This window comes from Stenotrophomonas sp. GD03794, assembly GCF_029842145.1.
Taxonomy (GTDB): Bacteria; Pseudomonadota; Gammaproteobacteria; order Xanthomonadales; family Xanthomonadaceae; genus Stenotrophomonas; species Stenotrophomonas riyadhensis.
Window position 1 is genome coordinate 43994 of record NZ_JAOCFV010000002.1, and the last position, 21344, is coordinate 65337.

The window sequence follows — 21344 nt, forward strand, 5'->3', positions numbered from 1 at the left end:
CGCTGGCCGGCAATCCGGCCCGGTCATGGGGTCGGATCCCTTTCCCACGGAAAGGGCTCCGACCCCGGCATCACATCACCCCACCGCCCGCGGCTTGGCCACCCGTGCCGCGAAGGTCGGCAGCACCAGCAGGGTCAGCACGGTGGCGGTGATCAGGCCACCGATCACCACCGTCGCCAGCGGCTTCTGCACCTCCGCACCGGAACCACTGGCGATCGCCATCGGAATGAAGCCGACGATCGCCACAAGCGCCGTGGTCAGCACCGCGCGGATGCGGCTCGACGCACCGTTGATCGCCGCCTGCAGCGGCAGGTCACCGGCATCCAGGCGCTCGCGGATCGCCTGCATCAGTACCAGACCGTTCAAGGTGGCCACGCCGGAGACGGCGATGAAGCCGACCGCCGCCGACACCGAGAACGGCATGCCACGCAGCAGCAGCGCGAGGATGCCGCCGACCAGCGCCAACGGCACGCAGCTGAACACCAGAATGGCTTCCTTGCCGCTGCGCAGGGCCATGAACAGCAGGCTGCCGATCAGCAGGAATACCACCGGTACCACCGTCGCCAGCCGCTTTTCCGCGCGCTGCAGGTTCTCGAACTGGCCACCCCAGGTCAGGTAGGCACCCGGCGGCAGTGCCACGTCGGCCACTGCGGCCTGCGCTTCGCCGACGAAACCGCCCAGGTCGCGGCCGCGCACGTTGGCCTGCACCACCACGCGGCGGCTGCCGTTGTTGCGGCTGATCTGGTTCGGCCCTTCGCTGACCGTGATGCGCGCGACCGACGACAGCGGAATCACCAGCCCCGATGGCGTAGCAATCGGCAACGACGCCAACTGGTCCGGATCGTTGCGCGAGGCATCGTCCAGGCGCACCACCACGTTGAAGCGGCGGTCGCCCTCGAAGATCTTGCCGGCCGCCGTGCCACCAATGCCGGTGGACAGTGCATCGCTCACGTCCGCCGCGGTCAGCCCATACTGCGCCGCCGCCACGTGGTCGATGGCCACGTTGAGCGTGGGCAGGCCGGAGATCTGTTCCACCCGCACGTCGGCCGCGCCGTTCACCGCACGCAGCTTCAGCGCTACCTGATCGGCCACCTTCTGCAGCTGGCTGAAGTCATCGCCGAAGATCATCACCGCAAGGTCGGTACGCACGCCGGAGATCAGTTCGTTGAAGCGCAGTTCGATCGGCTGGCTGAACTCGAAGCTGTTGCCCAGCTGCTGCCCGGCCAGCGTTTCGAAGCGTGCCACCAGCGCGTCCTTGCCCAGCTTCGGATCCGGCCAGTCCTTGCGTGGCTTGAGCACGATCACGCTGTCGGAGATGTTGGTCGGCATCGGGTCGATCGCCGCCTCGGCGGTACCGGTGCGCGAGAACACGGTTTCTACTTCCGGCTGCTTGGCAATTGCCTTTTCCAGTGCCAGCTGCATCGCCAGCGACTGCTCCAGCGAGGTCGACGGCACGCGCAGGGCCTGCATCGCCACGTTGCCTTCGTCCAGCGTCGGCATGAACTCGCGGCCCAGCAGCGAGAACGAACCGATGCCCACCACCACCATCATCACCGCACCGGCCAGCACCGTGCGCGGATGCGCCACGGCCTTGCGCACCACCGGCTCGATGCGCGCACGCAGCACGCGGATCAGCTTCGTCTCGTGCTCGCCATCGTCAGCATGTGTATCGCCGTCCTTCACCTTGGGCTCGCGCACCAGCAGTGCGGCCATCGCCGGCACGAAGGTGAAGGAGAAGATGAAGGCACCGACCAGGGCCAGCATGAAGGTGGCCGCCATCGGGTGGAACGTCTTGCCCTCCACGCCTTCCAGGGTAAGGATCGGCGCGAACACCAGCAGGATGATCAGCTGGCCGAAGGCCGCAGGGCGGGCCATCTTCATCGCCGAATCGGCGGCCACGCGCAGGCGTTCCATCGCGGTCAACGCACGGCCCAGTTCGGCACGGCGCTGGCCCAGCATCAGCAGCGTCGACTCGACCACGATCACCGCACCGTCCACCAGGATGCCGAAGTCCAGCGCACCCAGGCTCATCAGGTTGCCGCTGATGCCGAAGCGGTTCATGCCGATGACTGCGAACAGGAACGACAGCGGAATCACCAGCGCGGTGATCGTCGCCGCACGCAGGTTGCCCAGCAGCAGGAACAGCACCACCACCACCAGCAGCGCGCCCTCGGTGAGGTTCTTGGCCACGGTCTTGATGGTGGAATTGACCAGTACGCTGCGGTCCAGCACCGGTGCCGCCACGATGTCGGCCGGCAGCGACTTGTTCACCTGTTCCAGGCGCGCGGCGGCGGCCTGGGCCACGGTGCGGCTGTTGCCGCCGGCGATCATCAGCGCGGTGCCCAGCACGGCTTCATGGCCGTTGCGGCTGGCCGCACCCAGGCGTGGCGCGCGGCTCAGCTCGACCTCGGCCACATCGGCCACGCGCACCACTACGCCATTGCGGGTGGCCACCGGGGCCTGTGCCAGGTCGTCGGTGGTCAGCGCCAGGCCATCGGCACGCACCACCAGGCCTTCGCCGGCACGCTGCACGAAACCGGCACCGGCCTGCACGTTGGAACGCTGCAGGGCAGTGACCAGATCGGCCAGGCCGAGGCCGTGCGCGGCCAGTCGGGCGCTGTCCGGATGCACGCCGTATTCCTTGACGTAGCCGCCGACCGTATCGACGCCGGCCAGCCCCGGGCTGGAACGCATCTGCGGCGCAATGATCCAGTCCTGCACGGTGCGCAGGTAGGTGGCACGTTCTTCCGGCGTGCGCAGCAGGTTGCCTTCCGGCGTGCGGTAGACCTCGCCGGCCTGCCAGCCGGCTTCACCGGGCTTGGCCAGCCTGGCCGGATCGAACGCGGTGAAGTCCACGGTCCACATCAGCACTTCGCCGAGGCCGGTGGTGACCGGCGACAGCATCGGCGACGCGCCATCGGGCAGGTCTTCGGATGCCTCGCGCATGCGTTCGGCCACCTGCTGGCGGGCGAAGTAGATGTCGGTCGCATCGGTGAAGATCGCGGTGACCTGCGAGAAGCCATTGCGCGACAGCGAACGCGTGGTGGTCAGGCCGGGAATGCCGGCCAGCGCGGTTTCCAGCGGATAGGTCACCTGCCGCTCGATCTGCTCCGGGGTCAGTGCCGGTGCCACCGTGTTGATCTGCACCTGGCGGTTGGTGATGTCCGGCACCGCGTCGATCGGCAGCTTGCCCAGCTGGAACAGGCCCACGGCAGCGATCAGCGCCGCCATGAACACCACCAGCCAGCGGTGGCGCACCGCTGTTTCAATGATCAGCTTGAACATGGTCGCCTCCTCAGTGGCCGTGCTCGGCTTCGCCCTTGGCCAGTTCGGCCTTGAGCAGGAAGGCGTTGGCACCGACGATGCGCTCGTTGCCGGTCAGCCCACCGAGGATCTCGATGCGGTCGCCGGCACGGCGCCCGGCCAGCACCGGCTGAGCCTTGAAGCCGCCGTCGACGGCAACGAACACCGCGCTGCCGCCATCGACGTTCTGCACCGCATCGGCGGGCACGCTGAGCGAACCGTCCTGGCCTTCGGTGACCACCACCGCCGATACCGGCGAACCGGCCGGCGGCAGCGAAGCGTCCACCGGCGTGGCGCGGATCACCGCGACGCCGCCCTGCTGGCGCACATCAGCGGCCGAACCGGTGACGGTGGCGGTGAAGCTGCCACCCGGCACGCTCACTTCCAGCTTCATGCCGGGCGTGACCTGTGCGGCCAGCGCGGGCGGCGCGGTGAACACCAGTTCGTTCATCGCCGGATCGGCGACATCGGCCACCGCGCTGCCGGCAGCGACCACGCCGCCCGGGGTGACCTGCACGTTGCCGACGATGCCGGCCACCGGGCTGGTGATGCGCACGCGGCCACTGGCATCGGGCGCACCGTTGGCGGCGGCCTGGGCCTGCGCGGCAGCGGCCTGGGCCTGTGCCGCCAGCGAGCGGGCGCGCGAGGCCTCCAGTTCCTGGCGGGCGACCACACCCTGGTCGACCAGCGCCTTGTCGCGGCCATAGGCCAGGCGCGCGGCCTCGGCTTCGGCCGATGCAGCCAGCGCATTGGCGCGGAACACCGCAGCCTCACCGCTGACCACGATCGCCAGCGCCTGGTTCTGCTTCACCGCCGTGCCTGGCGCGACCAGCACGCGTTCGACGCGGCCGGTCACCGTGGATGCCACCGACGCGCGGGCGCCCACGGTGGGCTCGACCCTGCCGGACAGCCGGGTCGAGCCACCGCCACCGCGACCGATCGCGACCACTTCGATACCGGAGGCCTTGATCTGTTCCTGGGTCAGCTGCACCACGCCTTCATCGGCGTCGGCGGGGGCCTTGGCGGTTTCCGCCTTGGCCTCCTTGCTGTCGGCGGCATGGCCGTGGCCATCGTCGGTGCCGGCCTTGGCCGCAGCGGGGTCTTCATTGGCAGGCGTCTGCGCGTTGCCAGCGCAGCCGGCCAGCAGCATGGTCAGCAGCACGCCGCCGATCAGCGGGAAAGTACGGGAGAGAGTCATTTGGCCTCCACAAAAGGTGCGCGCCCCTCAAGGCGGGCAAGATCGATTTCGGCGCCGACGCGCGACAGGCGCGCATCCACGGCGGTGCCGCGGGCGGCGATGAGGGCGCTGCGCGTGCTGCGCAGTTCCAGCTGCGAGATGCGTCCGGCGTCGAAGCCGACGCGTGCGAGGCGATACGCCTCTTCGGCGGCGACCACGCTTTCATCGGCGGCGCGGGTGCGGCTGCCGGCCGCCTTCAGCCCGGCCACGGCGGACAGGCGTTCGGCCTCGCTGTCGCGGCGCTGCTGGTCCAGGCGTGCCTCGGCCGCGCGTTGGTCGGCATTGGCGGCGCGGATGCCACCGCGGTTGCGGTCGAACAGCGGGATGCTGAGGCTGACCCCGAGGTTGTAGGCACGCTCGCCGCCTTCGCGGAAGCGGGTCTGCGCGGCGGTGACGCTGAGGTCGGGCAGGGCGCGCTTGCGCTCCACGTCGACCAGCTTGCCGGCTGCATCGGCTTCGGCTTCGGCGATGCGCACCGCCAGCGCCACGTCGGTGGCGCCACGCGGCAGCGGCGGGGCACGGTCGAGCAGGCTGTTGTCGATCGACTGCACCGGCGCATCCAGCAGCGCGGCACCGGCCAGGCGGGCCAGCGCGGCGTCGCGGAACGCCTGCGCTTCATCCAGCGCAGCGCTGGCATTGGCCACTTCGCTCTGCGCCTGCACCGCGCGCAGTTGTGGCTCGCGGCCCTGCTTGACCATCGCGTTGACCGCGCTGGCGTCATCGCGGGTGAGGGTCAGCGCCTCCTCGGCCAGGGAGTAGCGGCGCAGTGCACTTTCCGCCTGTGCGTAGACCACCGCCAGCTGGCTGGCCACGTCGCTGCGGCTCTGGGCACCACGCAGGTTGGCGGCCTGTGCCTCGGCACGGGCGGCACGGACACGCGCGCCACGCTGGCCCCAGACCTCCAGCGGCTGGGACAGGGTGAGCACGGTATCGGCCTTGCCCATGCCGCCATAGGAGCCGGTGCCCCAGGCGTTCTCGGCGGAGTAGGAGAGGGAAGGATTGGGCAGCGCACGGGCCTGGTCGGCGCGCGCGTCGGCGGCCTCGGCCAGCGCCGTACCGACGCGGGTACCGGGCAGCTGGTCCAGGCGTTCAAGCAGGGTGTCGTAGGAAGGGGCGGCTTGCGCCATCACCGATGCCGCCGGGGCCAGGCCCAGCAACACGGCGACGACCAGCCCGGCCGCGCGCGGCGACCGAGGTGTCAGGATCGACATAGGGGGATTCCGGTTGTGAGTGAAACGGGAGCCCGCAATCGCGGGACGCGCTCAACTCACGCCCGGGGGGGACGCGTCAATTCATCCTGGGCGACCGCATAGGTCGCCGCGTCGCCGGCATTCATCCAGCGCGACGGCAGTGGCGCACCGAAGGCGGCGAGGGTACTGGCCGGCAGGCTCAGGTTGGAGTGGTGGCAGTGGTTGTGGCCACAGGCACCGACGTGCTTGCCGTCGGCATCGCCATCGCCATCGGCATCCGGAGCGGACTCCACATGCACCGTGCTGGCGTGCGGTTCCACCGTGCAGGCCAGCGCGTCGGCCACCGGCACGACCACGAATGCCGCCATCAGCAGCATCAGCAGGTACGAGCGAAGGTGGCGGGAGATCCGGCGCATGGAGGGGAGGCTAGCAAGCGGTTTTCGCCGGATACAATATCAATGGACGCTTCGGGAATTCGTCGGAATCTCCCGTTCAGGTGGCGTCCTGCACTGCGGATTGCCCTTGCACGGGCGGTCCATTGCACCTTGCAACGCCTTCGGTGACGATCGGGATTCGTCACCAGGGAGGGAACGATGAACGCACGCGTCGCTGCTGTTGGGCTGCTGATGGTGTTGGTCAGCCCCGCTGTCCAGGCTTCGGATGACGTCTACGTCGAGTTACTGTGGTCGCCGACACCCGCGGACGCCATCGCGCGATCAGTGGCCTACCAGTTCGTTGCCGACGGACTGCACGACCACCGCATCTGCGTTGCCGCCGGTGGAGAAGACGCCGATGTGGGCGGATTGGAACTCACCATTCGCGACGCCAATGGCGTTCGCATCTCGCAGGTCCGGCATGACGGTTTCCGTGGCCGCAAGACCTGTTTCCCAGCGGACCTTGGCACTGCGGGGACGGCCGGCACGTGGACGGTGGATGCCGTTCTTGGCGACGGCCGGACCGGCAAAGCCGCCGTTCGTGTCGATCACCGCTTGGAGGAGTCTCCGCTGTATCTAGGGCACGACGGCCCCTACGTTGCTGGCCGCCCGAACTACGACCCGTCCGTCCCGGCGGCCGAATGGGTGGGCAAGCTGGTCTGGGTGCTGGACGTGGATGCCGAAGGCAAGGTAACCCGCGTTGAAGTGGAAGTCGCCGAAGGCGTTGGCGAACGCTTGCGTGCCCGTGCAATGGCCGCTGGCTGGTTGAGCCAGTTCGGCCCTGACCCGGCGCGTGCGACCAAGCCATTGCGTTGGCGTCGGACACTGGAATTTGCTGCGGAATGATGGCCGCGCGGGGGCAGTGCCCTTCGTCTGGGTAGTGCCGGCCGCTGGCCGGCAACCTCACGAGCGCAGGCAATCGCCTGCCGTCGCCGGCCAGCGGCCGGCACTACCGGTCTGCAGGCAGCTTCGTGATCACCTTGATCTCGAACTGGAACCCGTACAGCCAGGTCACGCCGATACCGGTCAGGGTCGGGTGTGGCGCTTCGCCCCAGTACTCGGGCACGATCGCCCACGCCTTCTCGAAGTTGGTTTCCGGATCGACCAGGAACATGGTCACGTCGATCACGTCGTCGAAGGTGCAGCCGGCGGCAGCCAGCACCGCGTTGAGATTCCCGAAGGCGCGGCGCACCTGGGTTTCGAAATCCGGCTCGGGCGAGCCGTCCTCGCGGCTGCCGACCTGGCCGGAGACGAACAGGAAGCCATCGGACCGGATCGCCGGCGAGTAGCGGTTGCGCTCGTACAGGGCCTGGCGGCCGGCGGGGAAAACGACATCACGCTGTGACATGGGGAAGATCCCGTGGGAGAGAACGCCCATCCTCCGCGCCAGCGCTGTCTGGATAAACCGCGATGATCGGCCTAGATTGATTGCTGATCCCAAACAATCATGGTCAGCCATGGACCGTTTCGAGGCGATGCGGGCCTTTGCCCGGGTGGTGGAAACCGGCAGCTTCACCCGCGCCGCGCAGACCCTGCAGATCAGCCGCACCACGGCCACCCAGCTGGTGCAGCAGCTGGAGGCGCACCTGCGGCTGCGGTTGCTCAACCGCACCACGCGCCGGGTCAGCGTCACCGCCGATGGCGCCGCCTATTACCCGCGCATCGCCCGCCTGCTGGCCGAGCTGGAAGAGGTGGAGGGCGGGCTGGGCGACGCGGCCACCCAGCCGCGCGGACGCCTGCGCGTGGATGTGCCCGGGCCGTACGCGCGCTTGCGGCTGGTGCCGGCGCTGCCGGATTTCCAGGCGCGCTACCCGGAGATCCAGCTGGATATCGGCGTCAGTGACCGCGAGGTCGACGTCATCGCCGACAACGTCGATTGCGTGATCCGTGGTGGCACCCCCGCCGACCCGGCACTGGTGGCGCGGCCGCTCGGCGCGCTGCCGATCGGTTTCCATGCCAGCCCGGGCTATGCGCAGCGTTTCGGGTTGCCGGCCGATCCGCGCGCGCTGGAAGGGCCGGACCACCACATGGTCGGTTTCCTCAGCCCGCGCAGTGGCCGGGCCCGGGCGTTCAGCGCGCAGCGCGTCGATGAGCGCGTCGAGGTGCAGGGCCGCTACACGGTCGGCTTCGACGACGGCAACGCCTATCTGGCGGCTGCGTTGGCGGGGCTGGGCGTGGTGGCGCTGCCCAGCTACATGGCCGAACCGCACGTGGCGCGTGGTGAGCTGCTGCCGGTGCTGCAGGACTGGCAGCTGCCGCCCATGCCGATGCATGTGATGTTCCCGCCGAACCGGCACATGAGCCAGCGGATGCGGGTATTCATTGATTGGGTGGTGGAAGCGTTGGGGTGAGTGCATCGGTCGCGTGCGAAAATCCGGCTGCACGTACTGGAGAACGCACACCCTGATGAGCCGCATCGTCGCACTGGATACCGAAACCACCGGCATCTCCCACCGCCTGGGGCACCGGGTGATCGAAATCGGTGCTGTCGAACTGATCGATGGCCAGCTCAGCGGCCGCCAGTTCCACACCTACCTGCAGCCGCAGCGCAAGGTCGACTGGGGCGCGCAGCGCGTGCATGGCATCAGCGATGCGATGCTGGTGGGCAAGCCACTGTTTTCCAGCAAGGCCGCCGAACTGCTGGACTTCCTGCGCGGCAGCGAAATGGTCGCGCACAACGCCACCTTCGACGTGGGGTTCCTGGACAACGAGCTGCGCCTGGCGGGCATCCCCGCCAGCCTGGCCCAGCATTGCCGCATCACCTGCAGCCTGAAGCTGGCGCGCGGGCGCTGGCCCGGCCAGGGCAACAAGCTGGATGATGTGCTGCAGCGCCTGCGCATTCCCGGCAACCGCGGCCTGCATGGCGCGTTGAAGGATGCCCATCTGCTGGCCCAGGTGATTCCGCACCTGCGTTGAGCCGGCCCGGCCGCTTGTGTAGAGCCGAGCCCACGCTCGGCTCTACAGGAAGGCGGCCGTCGCGTTCAGCCCCAGCCTGTGGGTAACTTGCGCAAGTGCTTGAACCCGTGCATAATGCGCGGCTGGCTGTGTCCGGTTTTCTACCGGGCGGCGCCCCCGGGAACACGTCCCCGGCCGCCCAACGCCAGCGTAACCCTTTGATTCTCTTGACGTGTGGTGGGCAACCATCGAGGCCGCCGTCTCCCGGGCTACGGGCTGACAACTACTACTATCGAGGTGCGCAATGTCCCGCGTATGCCAGGTTTCCGGCAAGCGAGTGCAGACGGGTAACAACGTCTCGCACGCCAACAACAAGACCCGTCGTCGTTTCCTGCCGAATCTGCACGAGCGCCGTTTCTGGGTGGCCAGCGAGAACCGCTGGGTCAAGCTTCGTGTTTCCGCGCATGCACTGCGCACCATCGACAAGAACGGCATTGATTCCGTTCTGGCTGAGCTGCGTGCGCGCGGCGAAAAGGTCTGAGGAGTAAAGCATCATGGCAGGCAAGCGCGATAAGGTCCGTATGATTTCCTCGGCCGGTACCGGCCACTTCTACACGACCGACAAGAACAAGAAGAACACCCCGGGGAAGATGGAATTCCTGAAGTACGATCCGGTCGTGCGCAAGCACGTCCTGTACAAGGAAGGCAAGATCAAGTAATCCGCAAGGATTGCTGATCCCCGCGAAGAAACCCGCCCTTGTGGCGGGTTTTTTCATGCCTGGCATCCAGATGGTGGGTGCCAACCTTGGTTGGCAACTTGTCCCGCCCCCGGTAGGTGTCGACCTTGGTCGACACGCTGTCCCTTCACCCGGTAGGTGCCAACCTTGGTTGGCACACGGCTTCAAAGCAGTCGAGCGCGGCTCGACTCTACACACCCCGCTGGGCAGAATGACCCATCACCTCCCGACGGGCGACGCGATGCTGTTCGAGTGGTTGCTGGGTTCCTACCTGCTGCTGATCGACTGGCTGATCCGGCTGGTCGCGCTGTGCTGGATTCCCACCCGCACCACGCCGGGGGCGGCGCGCAGCTGGCTGCTGCTGGTCGGCTTCGTGCCGCTGCTGGGCCTGCCGCTGTACCTGCTGTTCGGCCACCCGTGGCTGTCGCGTGAGCGCATCCGCCGCCAGGCCGAGGCCTCGCAGGTGATCCGCGAGGAACAGGCGCTGCAGCATCGCCTGCGCTGGGCCCCGCAGCCGGACACCGCCAGCGCCGAGATCGTGCCGCTGGTGCAGCGCCAGGGCGACTTCATGCCGGTGCACGGCAACGCGGTGGACCTGCTGACCGACTACGACGAATCGCTGCACACGCTGATCGCCGACATCGACCAGGCCGAAGACCGCGTGCACCTCCTGTACTACCTGATGTTCGATGACGCGGTGGGCGAGGCGGTGGTCGAGGCGCTGCAGCGTGCCGCCGCGCGTGGCGTGCAGTGCCGCGTGCTGCTCGACGCGGTGGGTGCCAAGCGCGGCCTGCGCGCCTATCGCAAGCGCCTGGAAGCGCGCGACATCGAAGTGCGCGCGATGCTGCCCGGTGGCCTGCGCTGGCGGCGCAGCGGGCGCATGGACCTGCGCAACCACCGCAAGATCGCGGTGATCGACAACGAAGTGGCGTATGTCGGTTCGCAGAACCTGGCCGGCCCCGGGTTCGTGCCCGGCCACCCGAACCGCGAACTGGTGGCGCGCGTGCGTGGCCCGGCGGTGGCGCATCTGGAAGCGGTGTTCGCCAGCGACTGGTACATGGAGACCGGCCAGCGTCTGGACGTGATCGCCGATGTGCCCGAGTGCAGCGATGACATCGCCACCCAGCTGCTGCCCAGCGGCCCGGCCTATCCGTACAGCAACGCACGCGATGCGGTGGCCGCGCTGATCCACCTGGCGCGGCGGCGGCTGGTGATGGTCACGCCGTACTTCGTGCCCGACGAAGCCACGTTGAGCGCGCTGCGCATCGCGGCGTTGTCCGGCGTGGACGTGCAGCTGATCCTGTCGGCCAGCAACAACCAGCGGCTGACCTCGTGGGCGCAGGAGGCGTACTACGACGAGCTGCTGCGCTGTGGTGTGCGCATCGCCCTGTACGAACCGCAGTTCCTGCACGCCAAGCACATGAGCGTGGACGAGGACATCGCCGTGCTCGGCTCGATCAACATGGATATCCGCTCGTTTGCGCTGAATGCCGAGATCGGCCTGATCTGCTACGACCGCGCGCTGGTGACGCAGTTGTGCGAGATCGAGGATGGTTATCTGCGTGAGTCGCGGCAGCTGGATCTGCAGCAGTGGCGCAGCCGCCCCACGTGGCGGCGCAGCCGCGAGGGCATCGCACGGCTGGCCGATGCGTTGATGTAAGGCAATGCCGGCCGCCCGCTTCGGCAATCCGGCCTGTCATCGCCGATGGCCTACAATCGGCACATGACTGATTCACCGCGTAATGGCGAACTGGACCTGGCAATCATCGGTGGTGGTGCGGCCGGGGTGCTGGTGGCGATCCAGGTACTGCGCCAGGCCAAGGCGCCGCTGGCGCTGGCCATTTTCGAACCCGCCTCGCAGCTGGCCCAGGGCATCGCCTATGCCACGCCGTGGCCGGAGCATCTGCTGAACGTGCCGGCGGCGAAGATGAGTGCGTTTGCCGACCAGCCCGGCGATTTCCTCGACTACCTGATGGCCGCCAACGCCTACCCGGGCGAGGCGCGCGAGGTGCTGGGCGAGCGTTACGTGTGCCGCCACTACTTCGCGGCCTACCTGCAGCAGCGCCTGCAGGACGCTGCCGCAGCCAGCCCGGCGCAGCTGCAGGTGATCGCGCAGCCGGTACTGGGCCTGCAGCCGGATGACCACGGTTACCGGCTGCAGCTGGGCGATGGCCAGACGCTGCACGCCGCACAGGCGGTGCTGGCTACCGGCAACAGCATGCGCCCGCTGCCGGTGGCCGGTGCTGATGCGCTGCCTGCGGATGACGTGATCGAGGCCTGGGACTACGACGGCGTACGCACCCTGGCCGGTGAGCAGGCCGTGGCCATTGTCGGTTCCGGCCTGAGCATGGCCGACACCGTGCTGGCGCTGGTCGCTGCCGGCCACACCGGCCCGCTGCATGTGATCTCGCGCCATGGCCTGCTGCCGTTGCCGCACGCGCATGGTGGCCTGCCCACGTTCGACCCGGCCACGCTGCTGCCGATGAACCTGCGCCAGCGCCTGCGCGCATTGCGTGGCTTCGCGCGCCAGGCACAGGCCGACGGCCTGCCGTGGCAGGGCGTGATGGACCGCATCCGTCCGCACGGGCAGGCGCTGTGGTGCAGCCTCGATGAGGCGGACCAGCGTCGCTTCCTGCGCCATGTGGTGCGCTATTGGGACGTGCATCGCCACCGCATCGCCGAAGAAGTGGATGCGCAGCTGCAGTCCCTGCAGGACAGCGGCCAGCTGCGTATCCACCGGTCCCGCCTGCAACGCGTCTGGCGCGACGGCAATGCGCTGCAGCTGTCCGGCCGCGATGCCTCGGGCAATGAACAGCAGTGGACGATCAGCGGGGTGATCAACGCCACCGGCGTGGAGACCCGCGCCAGCGCGCTGCGCAATCCGTTGCTGCAGCAGCTGCAGGCCGACGGCATGGCGCGCCCCGGCCCACATGGGCTGGGCCTGGACAGCACGGTGCCGGGCGACCGCCTGTGTGCCGCTGGTGGACAGCCGCAGGCGCGGCTGGGCGTGCTCGGCAGCCTGCGCATCGGCAGCCTGTGGGAAAGCCTGGCGGTGCCTGAACTGCGTCAGCAGGCGCACGCACTGGCAACCCAGGTGGTCGCAGGAGCCGCGACGGCGATGCCGTAAAATGGGGGCATGGATGTCTCCCACCTGCTTGATGGCCTGAACCCGGCCCAGCGCGAAGCCGTCTCCGCTCCCCCCGGCCACCACCTGGTGCTGGCCGGTGCCGGTTCCGGCAAGACCCGCGTACTCACCCACCGCATCGCCTGGCTGCATGAAGTCGACGGCGTGCCGACCCACGGCATCTTCGCGGTGACCTTCACCAACAAGGCGGCCGGCGAAATGCGCCACCGCATCGACGCCCAGCTGCCCAATGGCAGCCGTGGCATGTGGATCGGTACCTTCCACGGACTGGCCAACCGCCTGCTGCGCCTGCACTGGCAGGACGCCAAGCTGCCGGAAGGCTTCCAGGTGATGGATTCGGACGACCAGCTGCGGCTGGTCAAGCGCGTGGTGCAGGCGCTGGAACTGGACGACGGCAAGTACCCGGCCAAGCAGATCGCGTGGTGGATCAACGCGCAGAAGGACGAGGGCCGCCGCCCGCAGCACATCCAGCCCGAGCCGCATGACGCCTGGCTGGAAACCATGCGCCAGGCCTACATCGAGTACCAGGCACGCTGCGACCGCGCCGGCCTGGTCGACTTCGCCGAGCTGCTGCTGCGCGCGCACGAACTGCTGCGCGACAACCCGGCCCTGCTGGCGCACTACCGCGCCCGTTTCCGCGAAATCCTGGTGGACGAGTTCCAGGACACCAACGCCATCCAGTACGCCTTCGTGCGCGTGCTGGCCGGCGATTCCGGCCACGTGTTCGTGGTCGGCGACGATGACCAGGCCATCTACGGCTGGCGCGGTGCCAAGGTTGAGAACGTGCAGGGCTTCCTGCGCGACTTCCCGGGCGCGCAGACCATCCGCCTGGAACAGAACTACCGCTCCACCGCCAACATCCTCGGTGCCGCCAACGCGGTGATCGCGCACAACCCGGACCGCATCGGCAAGCAGCTGTGGACCGACAGCGGCGACGGCGAGCCGATCGACCTGTACGCCGCCTACAACGAGATGGACGAGGCACGCTACATCGTCGAGCGCGCGCGCCAGTGGGTGCGTGACGGTGGCAGCTATACCGAAGTGGCCGTGCTCTACCGCAGCAACGCGCAGTCGCGCGCACTGGAAGAAGCGCTGCTGAGCGAACAGGTGCCGTACCGCGTGTACGGCGGCATGCGCTTCTTCGAGCGTGCCGAAATCAAGGACGCGCTGGCCTACCTGCGCCTGCTGTCCAACCGCAACGATGACGCGGCGTTCGAGCGCGCGGTCAACACGCCGACGCGTGGCATCGGCGACCGCACGCTGGACGAAGTGCGCCGCGAGGCGCGCGCGCAGGGTATTTCGCTGTGGGAAGCGACCATGCTGGTCACCCAGGGCAGCGCGCTGGCCGCACGTGCGCGCAATGCGCTGGCCGGCTTCCTGGTGCTGGTCAACGAGCTGCAGGCGCAGACCCTGCACATGACCCTGGCCGAGCGCGTGGACCACGTGCTGGCCCGCTCGCAGCTGCGCGAGCACTGGAGCAAGGAAAGCCGCAACGCGCTGGACTCGGAATCGCGCACCGACAACCTCGACGAACTGGTCTCGGTGGCCTCGCGCTTCGTGCGCCGCGCCGACGACATCGAGGAAGTGGGCGAGGACATGGACGAGCTGGTCGCGTTCCTGGCCTATGCCGCGCTGGAGGCCGGTGAGGGCCAGGCGCAGGCGGGCGAGGACGGCGTGCAGCTGATGACCCTGCACTCGGCCAAGGGCCTGGAGTTCCCGCTGGTGTTCCTGGCCGGTCTGGAAGAAGGCCTGTTCCCCAGCGCACGCTCGCTGGAGGAAAGCGGCCGGCTGGAAGAAGAGCGCCGCCTGGCCTACGTGGGCATCACCCGCGCGCGCCAGAAACTGGTGCTGAGCTACGCCGAATCGCGCCGCATCCACGGCCAGGACAACTACAGCCTGCCGTCGCGCTTCCTGCGCGAGATCCCCCGTGAGCTGCTGCACGAAGTCCGGCCGAAGGTGCAGGTCTCGCGGCCGGCCTCGATGGGCGCGAGCCGGGTGATGGGCCATGCCTCGATCGAGGCACCGCCGATCAAGCTCGGCGCACTGGTCACCCATCCCAAGTTCGGCGAAGGCATGGTGACCGACTACGAAGGCAACGGCGCACACGCCCGCGTGCAGGTCGAGTTCGCCGACGCCGGCAGCAAGTGGCTGGTGATGGCCTACGCCAACCTGACAGTGATCTGATCACCGTCGAGGGGTCGGATCCCTCCCACAGGGAGGGCTCTGACCCCATCGCGGAATGCACGTGGTTGGGGTCAGAGCCCTTTCCCGTTGGAAAAGGGATCCGACCCCGATTAGGCTGCGGGCATGACCCGCAACGTGCTCTTCCTCTGCAGCCAGAACCGCCTGCGCAGCCCGACGGCCGAGCAGGTATTCGCCGATTGGCCGGGCATCGAGACCGCCTCAGCCGGGTTGTTGGCCGATGCCGAGGAAGTGCTCAGCCCCGAGCTGCTGCAGTGGGCCGACCTGGTGTTTGTGATGGAGAAGGCGCATCGCAACCGGTTGTCCAGCCGCTACAAGGCATGGCTGAAGGGCAAGCGGGTGATCTGCCTGGATATCCCGGACGACTACGACTACATGGACCCGGTGCTGGTGGAGCTGCTGAAGCGCAAGGTGGCGCCGTTTCTGCGTTGACGGGCTGTTGTAGAGGCGAGCCCACGCTCGGCTGCTTCTGGCTGGAAGAACAGCCGAGCATGGCTATGCCGGTCGTCCTGACCGGCACCCTTCGGGCCGTCGCAAGCGACGTTGGCAGCGGCTCCTGCCGCTACCTTCGACTCTACAATGGGGCCTGACATCTTCCAGGAACGCCTCCATGACCGAACCCACGCTGCACGTCACCGTGAAGCTGAACGCCCGGCTGCAGCCGGAGCATCGCCACGAACTGTTCGAGGATCCGCTCGATGCGCTGCTGCAGGCGGCGCAGGTAGGTGAGCTGACTGGCGGCGGCACCGCGATGTCCGATCTCGGTGAGGTCGAGTACGGCGATATCGAAGTGGCACTGATCGATGCGAGTGGCGTACCGAAGCTGATCGATCTGCTGGAGCAGCTGGGTGCACCAAAGGGTTCGCAGCTGCAGGGTGCGGGTGAAGCCGACCGCGGCTTCGGCGTGACCGAAGGCCTGGGCATCTACCTGGATGGCCTGAACCTGCCGGACGACGTCTACGAACAGTGCGATTCCAACCACGTGTTCGAACAGCTGTCGGAGAACATCGACGGCCTGGGCGAAATCTGCAGCTGGTGGCAGGGCCCGACCGAGACCGCGCTGTACATGTACGGCGAATCGTTCGAGGCGATGCGTGATGCGATCGCTGAATTCGTGGCCAGCTACCCGCTGTGCCAGAACGCGCGCGTGGTGCAGATCGCCTGAGCGACGTTGTTGTAGAGCCGAGCCCATGCTCGGCTCATGCACCCGAAGCCGAGCATGGGCTCGGCTCTACAGAAGAGCATTATCGGCCGGCTGACTGCCGGGCGTTGTCGCGCTGGGCAAGATCCTTGCCCAGATGATAGCCGCCGTAGAACAGCACGAAGGCGGCGATGAGGCTCCAGAGGATGATCCTGAGGGGGCTTCGTGGTGTCGGCTTGCTGTCCTGCATGGGCGTTCTCCCAGGGCGGCGCGGTGCCGCGGGTCCAGCATGCGCTGCGGTCAGGGGGTGTGCAAGCGGGCGGTGCGCACACGCCGCTGCACGGCGCCGGATTGATCCTGCTCAAGGCACGGCCTGCACATCCGGTGTGCAATGGTGTCGTTCCCATCTGGCAGATCGCTACGGAGCCCCACCATGTACAAGCGCATCCTGATTGCCACCGACGGATCCGAGCTGGCCGACAAGGGCCTGGCCAAGGGCCTGGAGCTGGCCAAGGACCTCAATGCCGAGGTCGATATCGTGACTGTTTCCGAGCCATGGGCCGTCGGCATGTACGACGCCATGGGCTGGAGCGTGGGCTACATGAACAGCCCCGAGTACAAGGCCGACCGCGAGGAAGGCGCGCAGAAAGTGCTGCAGCCGGCGCTGGCCAAGGCCGCCGAGCAGGGCATCACCGCCAATCCGGTGCATGTGCTGGACCGCTATGCGGCCGACGGCATCATCGAGACGGCGGGTGAGCGCAACAGTGACCTGATCGTGATGACGTCGCACGGCCGCCGTGGCGTGACCCGTGTGCTGCTGGGCAGCCAGACCGCGGAAGTGCTGGCGCGCAGCACCCTGCCGGTGCTGGTCATCCGCTGATCCATACCCGCTGATTCAAGCGTTCCCGGGGAGGGGACCCGACGCCGGCCGCAGGATGCGCGCCGGCGTCATCTTTTTGGGGCTGCACAAGCGGCCATCCATGCAGGGCGTGGATGCGGCCAGCGTTCTCATGAAAGCCGCGTTGGCTGGCCGCGGCAGGCGCGGCGCCACTGCGCCGGCGACATCCCATAGCGGGCCTGGAAGGCCCGCTGGAACTGGCGTTCCGAGGCGAAGCCCACCTCATACAGCAGCCAGGTGACGCTGCAGCAGGGGTCACGGTCGAGGTGGCGGTGGGCCAGCCACAGGCGCCGTTCGCGGATGTAGCGGGCGACCCCGCCCAAGGCCTGGAACAACCGGTACAGCGTGGGCCGCGAGAGCGCGAAGGCATCGCGGATCATGCGCTCGTCCAGTTCACACTCACCCAGGTGCGCATCGATGAAATCGAGGATCCGCCGCAGTCGCGGGTCGGACGGCGGCGCCGTCGACGCCGACGGCAGTGAAGCAAGGGCGGCGGTACCAAGGTCGGCGGCAAGTGCGCCGACCAGCGAAGGGCAGTGCTGGAGTGTCATGGCAGCGTCTTCACGGCCCATCCCCTGGGCCTGTCCTGTCGATACCGACAGTTGCGCTGAAAACCCATCATCGGCCCGCCGCGAACCCTGACGACCACGCTGAGACGAATTGTCGGGAGGCCTGCGCGGCGGTCTCCCAGACTTGCCCGGCATCGAGGCCGACGCCCGCGGGCGCCCGGCACGACCCGTTTCCATCGGAGGCCAGGCCATGGCGAACAGCCAGAAGTTCATTGCCCGCAATCGGGCACCGCGGGTGCAGATCGAGTACGACGTTGAGGTCTACGGGGCGCAGAAGAAAGTACAGCTGCCCTTCGTGATGGGCGTGATGTCCGACCTGTCCGGCGCCAATGCCGGCGAACTGCCGTCACTGGAAGAGCGCAAGGCGCTGGAGATCGATGTCGACAACTTCGACAGCCGGCTGCAGTCGATGAAGCCGCGGGTGGCCTTCAGCGTGCCGAACACGCTGACCGGCGAAGGCAGCCTGAACGTGGACATCACCTTCGAGAGCATGGACGACTTCTCGCCGGCCGCCGTGGCGCGCCGCGTCGAGCCGTTGGCCAAGCTGCTGCAGGCGCGTGCACAGCTGGCGAACCTGGATACCTACATGGACGGCAAGGCCGGTGCGGAGGCATTGATCGCACAGGCGATCCGTGACCCGGCGCTGCTGCAGGCACTGGTCGCCGCGCCGAACAGCGATGGCAAGGACGGGGAGTAACGCCATGTCGACCGAACAGCTGATCGAAGCCGGCAGCGATACCGGCACCGCACTGGAATCGGGCGGCTTCGCCGAACTGCTGAACAAGCAGTTCCGGCCGAAGAGCGACCGCGCACAGCAGGAAGTGGAATCGGCGGTACGCACGCTGGCCGAACAGGTGCTCAGCCGCGCGGACATCGTCAGCGACGATGTCTCGCAGACGATCAAGGCCTACATCGCCGAGATCGACCGCACGCTGACTGCACAGCTCAACCAGATCCTGCACCATCCGGACTTCCAGCAGCTGGAAGGTGCCTGGCGCGGCCTGCACTACCTGGTCAACAACACCGAGACCGATACCCAGCTGAAGATCCGGGTCTTCAATGTATCGAAGAAGGAACTGGGCAAGACCCTGAAGCGCTACAAGGGCACCGCCTGGGACCAGAGCCCGATCTTCAAGAAGGTCTATGAACACGAGTACGGCCAGCTGGGCGGCGAGCCCTATGGCTGCCTGGTGGGCGATTACTACTTCGACCAGAGTCCGCAGGATGTCGAGCTGCTGGCCGGCATGGCCCAGGTGGCGTCGGCCGCGCATGCACCTTTCCTGTCGGCGGCGGCACCGCGCCTGCTGGGCATGGATGGCTGGGATGAACTGGCCAACCCGCGCGATCTGGCCAAGATCTTCACCACCCCCGACTACGCGGCCTGGCGTTCGCTGCGCGACTCGGAAGATTCCAAGTACATCGGGCTGGCGATGCCGCGCACGCTGGCGCGCCTGCCCTACGGCGCCGCCACCGATCCGGTGGACGAGTTCGATTTCGAGGAAGACACTTCCGGTGCCGATTCGAGCCGTTACACCTGGCAGAACGCGGCCTATGCCATGGCGGTCAACATCAACCGCTCGTTCAAGCAGTACGGCTGGTGCTCCAGGATCCGCGGCATCGAGTCCGGTGGCGCGGTGGAAGGCCTGCCCACCCATACCTTCCCGACCGACGATGGCGGCGTGGACATGAAGTGCCCGACCGAGGTGGCCATCACCGACCGCCGCTCCGCCGAGCTGGACAAGCTGGGGCTGATGCCCCTGGTGCATCGCAAGAATTCCGACATGGCAGCCTTCATCAGCGCGCAGTCGTTGAACAAGCCTGCCGAGTACGACAACCCCGACGCCACCGCCAACGCGGCGCTGGCGGCCCGGCTGCCGTACATGTTCGCCTGCAACCGCTTCGCGCATTACCTCAAGTGCATCGTGCGCGACAAGATCGGTTCGTTCTCCAGCCGCGAGCAGATGCAGAAATGGCTGGGCAACTGGATTCTCAACTACGTCGACGGTGATCCGGCCAACTCCAGCGAGGAGTACAAGGCCAGCCATCCGCTCGCCGCCGCCGAGGTGGTGGTGGAGGAGGTGGAAGGTGCGCCCGGCTATTACACCTCCAAGTTCTTCCTGAAACCGCACTACCAGCTGGAAGGACTGACCGTTTCGCTGCGGCTGGTTTCGCGCCTGCCGTCACAGGCCAAGGCCTGATCTTCCCGTTCCCCTTCCCGCGCCGGCCAGGCCCTGGCCGGCGAACCGATTCGACAGCCGATTGAAGGAGCAGTTCCATGGCATTCGACATGCATCTGAAGTTCCAGGGTGGCAGCGTCACCATCGAAGGTGGCTCGACCCACGCCAAGCACAAGAACGAGATTCCGGTACTGGCCTGGTCGTGGGGCGTCAGCAACAGCGGCGACCTGCACAGCGGCGGGGTCAGCTCCGGTGGCAAGGCACACGTCCAGGACATCTCCATCACCAAGTACGTGGACAAAAGCTCCAACGCGCTGCTGCAGGCTGCCAGCACCGGTGCACGCCTCGAGGAGGCGTGGTTGTACGTGACCAACGCCACCGGCGAGCAGACCGACTATGTGACCCTGCACCTGTCCAACGGCGTGCTGATCACTTCGGTATCCACCGGCGGCTCCGGTGGCGAGGACCGCCTGACCGAGAACGTCACCCTGCACTTCGGCAAGTTCCAGTACGGGTTCCAGCCGCAGAAGCCCGACGGCACCGCCGACGGCGCGGCCAAGACCTTCACCTACGACATGCAGGCCGTGGCCAAGGGCTGATGCATGAACGTGCCGCCCACCACCGATACCGCACCGGCCGTGGACCTGCTGCGGGCCGGTGACCTGGGCGGCGCGCTGCAGGCGCAGCGCGAACGTGTGCGTGCCGCACCGACCGCCGCCGCTGAACGTGTCTTCCTGTTCCAGCTGCTGGCCGTGCTCGGCCAGTGGCAACGGGCCGAGGCCCAGCTGCAGGCGGCCGTGCAGCTGGATGCCAGCCTGTCGCTGCTGGGCAGTGCCGGCCACGCCCTGCTGTGTGCCGAGCAGGTGCGTGCCGAGGTATTCGCCGGCACGCGCCTGCCGCCCGTACTGGGCACGCCGCAGCCCTGGCTGGCGCCGCTGCTGCAGGCCGTGCAGCTGCAGCAGCAGGGCCACATCGACGCAGCCATTGATCTGCGCGAACAGGCGTTCTCGCAGGCACCGGCGGTCGCGGGTGACTGTGATGGCGAGCCGTTCGAGTGGATCGCTGATGCCGACCCGCGTTTCGGTCCCTGCCTGGAAGTGATCACCCCCAGCGGCTATGCGTGGCTGCCGCTGGATGGCCTGGCTGAACTGCGCATTGATCCTCCCGAAGACCTGCGTGACCTGGTCTGGGCACCGGCCGAACTGCACCTGCGCCAGGGTACTGCGCTGCGTGCGTTCGTGCCGGTACGTTATCCGGGCAGCGAAGCCGGCGATGACAGCGGCCTGCAGCTGGCCCGGCGCAGTGAATGGGACGAGCACGGCATCGGCAGTGGCCAACGCATGCTGGCCACCGACAGCGGTGACCATCCCCTGCTGCAGATACGGCAGCTGCGGCTGCAGCGTGCGGACTGAGATG

Annotated in this window: 21 protein-coding genes and 1 pseudogene; 15 read left to right on the plus strand and 7 right to left on the minus strand. The window is 67.7% G+C overall.

Annotated features, from left to right (window positions below):
* Positions 1 to 75: 75 nt before the first annotated feature.
* Genes N5D91_RS01675 through N5D91_RS01690 form a run of 4 tightly spaced genes read right to left on the minus strand, consistent with a single transcriptional unit; the run spans position 76 to position 6146 of the window.
* Complete coding sequence (locus N5D91_RS01675) at positions 76 to 3285, minus strand: CusA/CzcA family heavy metal efflux RND transporter (protein ID WP_153856980.1); 3210 nt, start codon at positions 3283 to 3285, stop codon at positions 76 to 78.
* A gap of 10 nt (positions 3286 to 3295) precedes the next feature.
* Entirely contained in the window at positions 3296 to 4501 is a 1206-nt protein-coding gene (locus N5D91_RS01680; RefSeq protein ID WP_153856979.1) for an efflux RND transporter periplasmic adaptor subunit, read from the minus strand.
* Positions 4498 to 5751 carry a TolC family protein gene (locus tag N5D91_RS01685; RefSeq protein WP_180854142.1) on the minus strand — a complete coding sequence of 418 codons (1254 nt, stop codon included), beginning with the start codon at positions 5749 to 5751 and terminating at the stop codon, positions 4498 to 4500. The genes N5D91_RS01680 and N5D91_RS01685 overlap by 4 nt, the downstream gene beginning before the upstream one ends.
* A 56-nt stretch (positions 5752 to 5807) precedes the next feature.
* Positions 5808 to 6146 carry a hypothetical protein gene (locus N5D91_RS01690; protein WP_164161675.1) on the minus strand — a complete coding sequence of 113 codons (339 nt, stop codon included), beginning with the start codon at positions 6144 to 6146 and terminating at the stop codon, positions 5808 to 5810.
* Positions 6147 to 6323: 177 nt separating this feature from the next.
* Between N5D91_RS01690 and N5D91_RS01695 the strand changes: the two genes are divergently transcribed.
* Positions 6324 to 7010, plus strand: a complete 687-nt coding sequence (locus N5D91_RS01695; RefSeq protein WP_228756494.1) for a hypothetical protein — start codon at positions 6324 to 6326, stop codon at positions 7008 to 7010.
* Positions 7011 to 7113: 103 nt separating this feature from the next.
* Here N5D91_RS01695 and N5D91_RS01700 read toward each other — a convergent pair whose 3' ends face one another.
* Positions 7114 to 7512: a RidA family protein gene (locus tag N5D91_RS01700; protein WP_180854143.1), complete on the minus strand. Its 399-nt coding sequence runs from the start codon at positions 7510 to 7512 to the stop codon at positions 7114 to 7116.
* Between the two features lie 109 nt (positions 7513 to 7621).
* Here N5D91_RS01700 and N5D91_RS01705 point away from each other — a divergent pair, with 109 nt between their 5' ends.
* The 9 genes from N5D91_RS01705 to N5D91_RS01745 all read left to right on the plus strand — a co-directional run bounded on the left by N5D91_RS01705 (position 7622) and on the right by N5D91_RS01745 (position 16308).
* The gene (locus N5D91_RS01705) at positions 7622 to 8515 is read left to right on the plus strand and encodes a LysR family transcriptional regulator (RefSeq protein WP_180854144.1); all 894 of its coding nucleotides are present in this window, start codon (positions 7622 to 7624) and stop codon (positions 8513 to 8515) included.
* 55 nt (positions 8516 to 8570) lie between these two features.
* Positions 8571 to 9080 (plus strand): DNA polymerase III subunit epsilon, encoded by a 510-nt coding sequence (dnaQ, locus tag N5D91_RS01710; RefSeq protein WP_180854145.1) that lies wholly within the window; start codon positions 8571 to 8573, stop codon positions 9078 to 9080.
* Between the two features lie 283 nt (positions 9081 to 9363).
* On the plus strand, positions 9364 to 9600 hold the full coding sequence (gene rpmB, locus N5D91_RS01715) for a 50S ribosomal protein L28 (protein WP_005411638.1): 237 nt from the start codon (positions 9364 to 9366) through the stop codon (positions 9598 to 9600).
* A gap of 10 nt (positions 9601 to 9610) precedes the next feature.
* Positions 9611 to 9778, plus strand: a complete 168-nt coding sequence (rpmG, locus tag N5D91_RS01720) for a 50S ribosomal protein L33 (protein WP_169411268.1) — start codon at positions 9611 to 9613, stop codon at positions 9776 to 9778.
* A 259-nt stretch (positions 9779 to 10037) separates the two neighbouring features.
* Complete coding sequence (cls, locus tag N5D91_RS01725; protein ID WP_180854171.1) at positions 10038 to 11456, plus strand: cardiolipin synthase; 1419 nt, start codon at positions 10038 to 10040, stop codon at positions 11454 to 11456.
* Positions 11457 to 11501: 45 nt separating this feature from the next.
* Positions 11502 to 12923 (plus strand): FAD/NAD(P)-binding protein, encoded by a 1422-nt coding sequence (locus N5D91_RS01730; protein WP_180854146.1) that lies wholly within the window; start codon positions 11502 to 11504, stop codon positions 12921 to 12923.
* A 9-nt stretch (positions 12924 to 12932) separates the two neighbouring features.
* Positions 12933 to 15125, plus strand: coding sequence for a DNA helicase II (gene uvrD / locus N5D91_RS01735; protein ID WP_049398649.1), 2193 nt, complete (start codon positions 12933 to 12935; stop codon positions 15123 to 15125).
* 123 nt (positions 15126 to 15248) lie between these two features.
* Positions 15249 to 15575 carry a low molecular weight protein tyrosine phosphatase family protein gene (locus N5D91_RS01740; RefSeq protein ID WP_110714166.1) on the plus strand — a complete coding sequence of 109 codons (327 nt, stop codon included), beginning with the start codon at positions 15249 to 15251 and terminating at the stop codon, positions 15573 to 15575.
* 178 nt (positions 15576 to 15753) lie between these two features.
* Positions 15754 to 16308: a hypothetical protein gene (locus tag N5D91_RS01745; protein ID WP_110714165.1), complete on the plus strand. Its 555-nt coding sequence runs from the start codon at positions 15754 to 15756 to the stop codon at positions 16306 to 16308.
* Positions 16309 to 16387: 79 nt separating this feature from the next.
* Here the strand turns inward: N5D91_RS01745 and N5D91_RS01750 are convergent, their stop codons facing one another.
* Positions 16388 to 16534: a hypothetical protein gene (locus N5D91_RS01750; protein ID WP_180839159.1), complete on the minus strand. Its 147-nt coding sequence runs from the start codon at positions 16532 to 16534 to the stop codon at positions 16388 to 16390.
* Positions 16535 to 16717: 183 nt separating this feature from the next.
* Here N5D91_RS01750 and N5D91_RS01755 point away from each other — a divergent pair, with 183 nt between their 5' ends.
* On the plus strand, positions 16718 to 17164 hold the full coding sequence (locus N5D91_RS01755; RefSeq protein ID WP_005411629.1) for a universal stress protein: 447 nt from the start codon (positions 16718 to 16720) through the stop codon (positions 17162 to 17164).
* Between the two features lie 152 nt (positions 17165 to 17316).
* Here the strand turns inward: N5D91_RS01755 and N5D91_RS01760 are convergent.
* Positions 17317 to 17613, minus strand: a pseudogene (locus tag N5D91_RS01760) (helix-turn-helix domain-containing protein); the annotation flags it as partial.
* A 328-nt stretch (positions 17614 to 17941) separates the two neighbouring features.
* Between N5D91_RS01760 and tssB the strand changes: the two are divergent.
* The 4 genes from tssB to N5D91_RS01780 all read left to right on the plus strand — a co-directional run bounded on the left by tssB (position 17942) and on the right by N5D91_RS01780 (position 21340).
* Entirely contained in the window at positions 17942 to 18448 is a 507-nt protein-coding gene (tssB, locus tag N5D91_RS01765; RefSeq protein WP_164161681.1) for a type VI secretion system contractile sheath small subunit, read from the plus strand.
* A gap of 4 nt (positions 18449 to 18452) precedes the next feature.
* Positions 18453 to 19949: a type VI secretion system contractile sheath large subunit gene (tssC, locus tag N5D91_RS01770; RefSeq protein WP_110714162.1), complete on the plus strand. Its 1497-nt coding sequence runs from the start codon at positions 18453 to 18455 to the stop codon at positions 19947 to 19949.
* Positions 19950 to 20026: 77 nt separating this feature from the next.
* Positions 20027 to 20527, plus strand: coding sequence for a type VI secretion system tube protein Hcp (locus N5D91_RS01775; protein ID WP_110714161.1), 501 nt, complete (start codon positions 20027 to 20029; stop codon positions 20525 to 20527).
* A 3-nt stretch (positions 20528 to 20530) separates the two neighbouring features.
* On the plus strand, positions 20531 to 21340 hold the full coding sequence (locus N5D91_RS01780; RefSeq protein ID WP_110714160.1) for a type VI secretion system accessory protein TagJ: 810 nt from the start codon (positions 20531 to 20533) through the stop codon (positions 21338 to 21340).
* Positions 21341 to 21344: the final 4 nt, after the last annotated feature.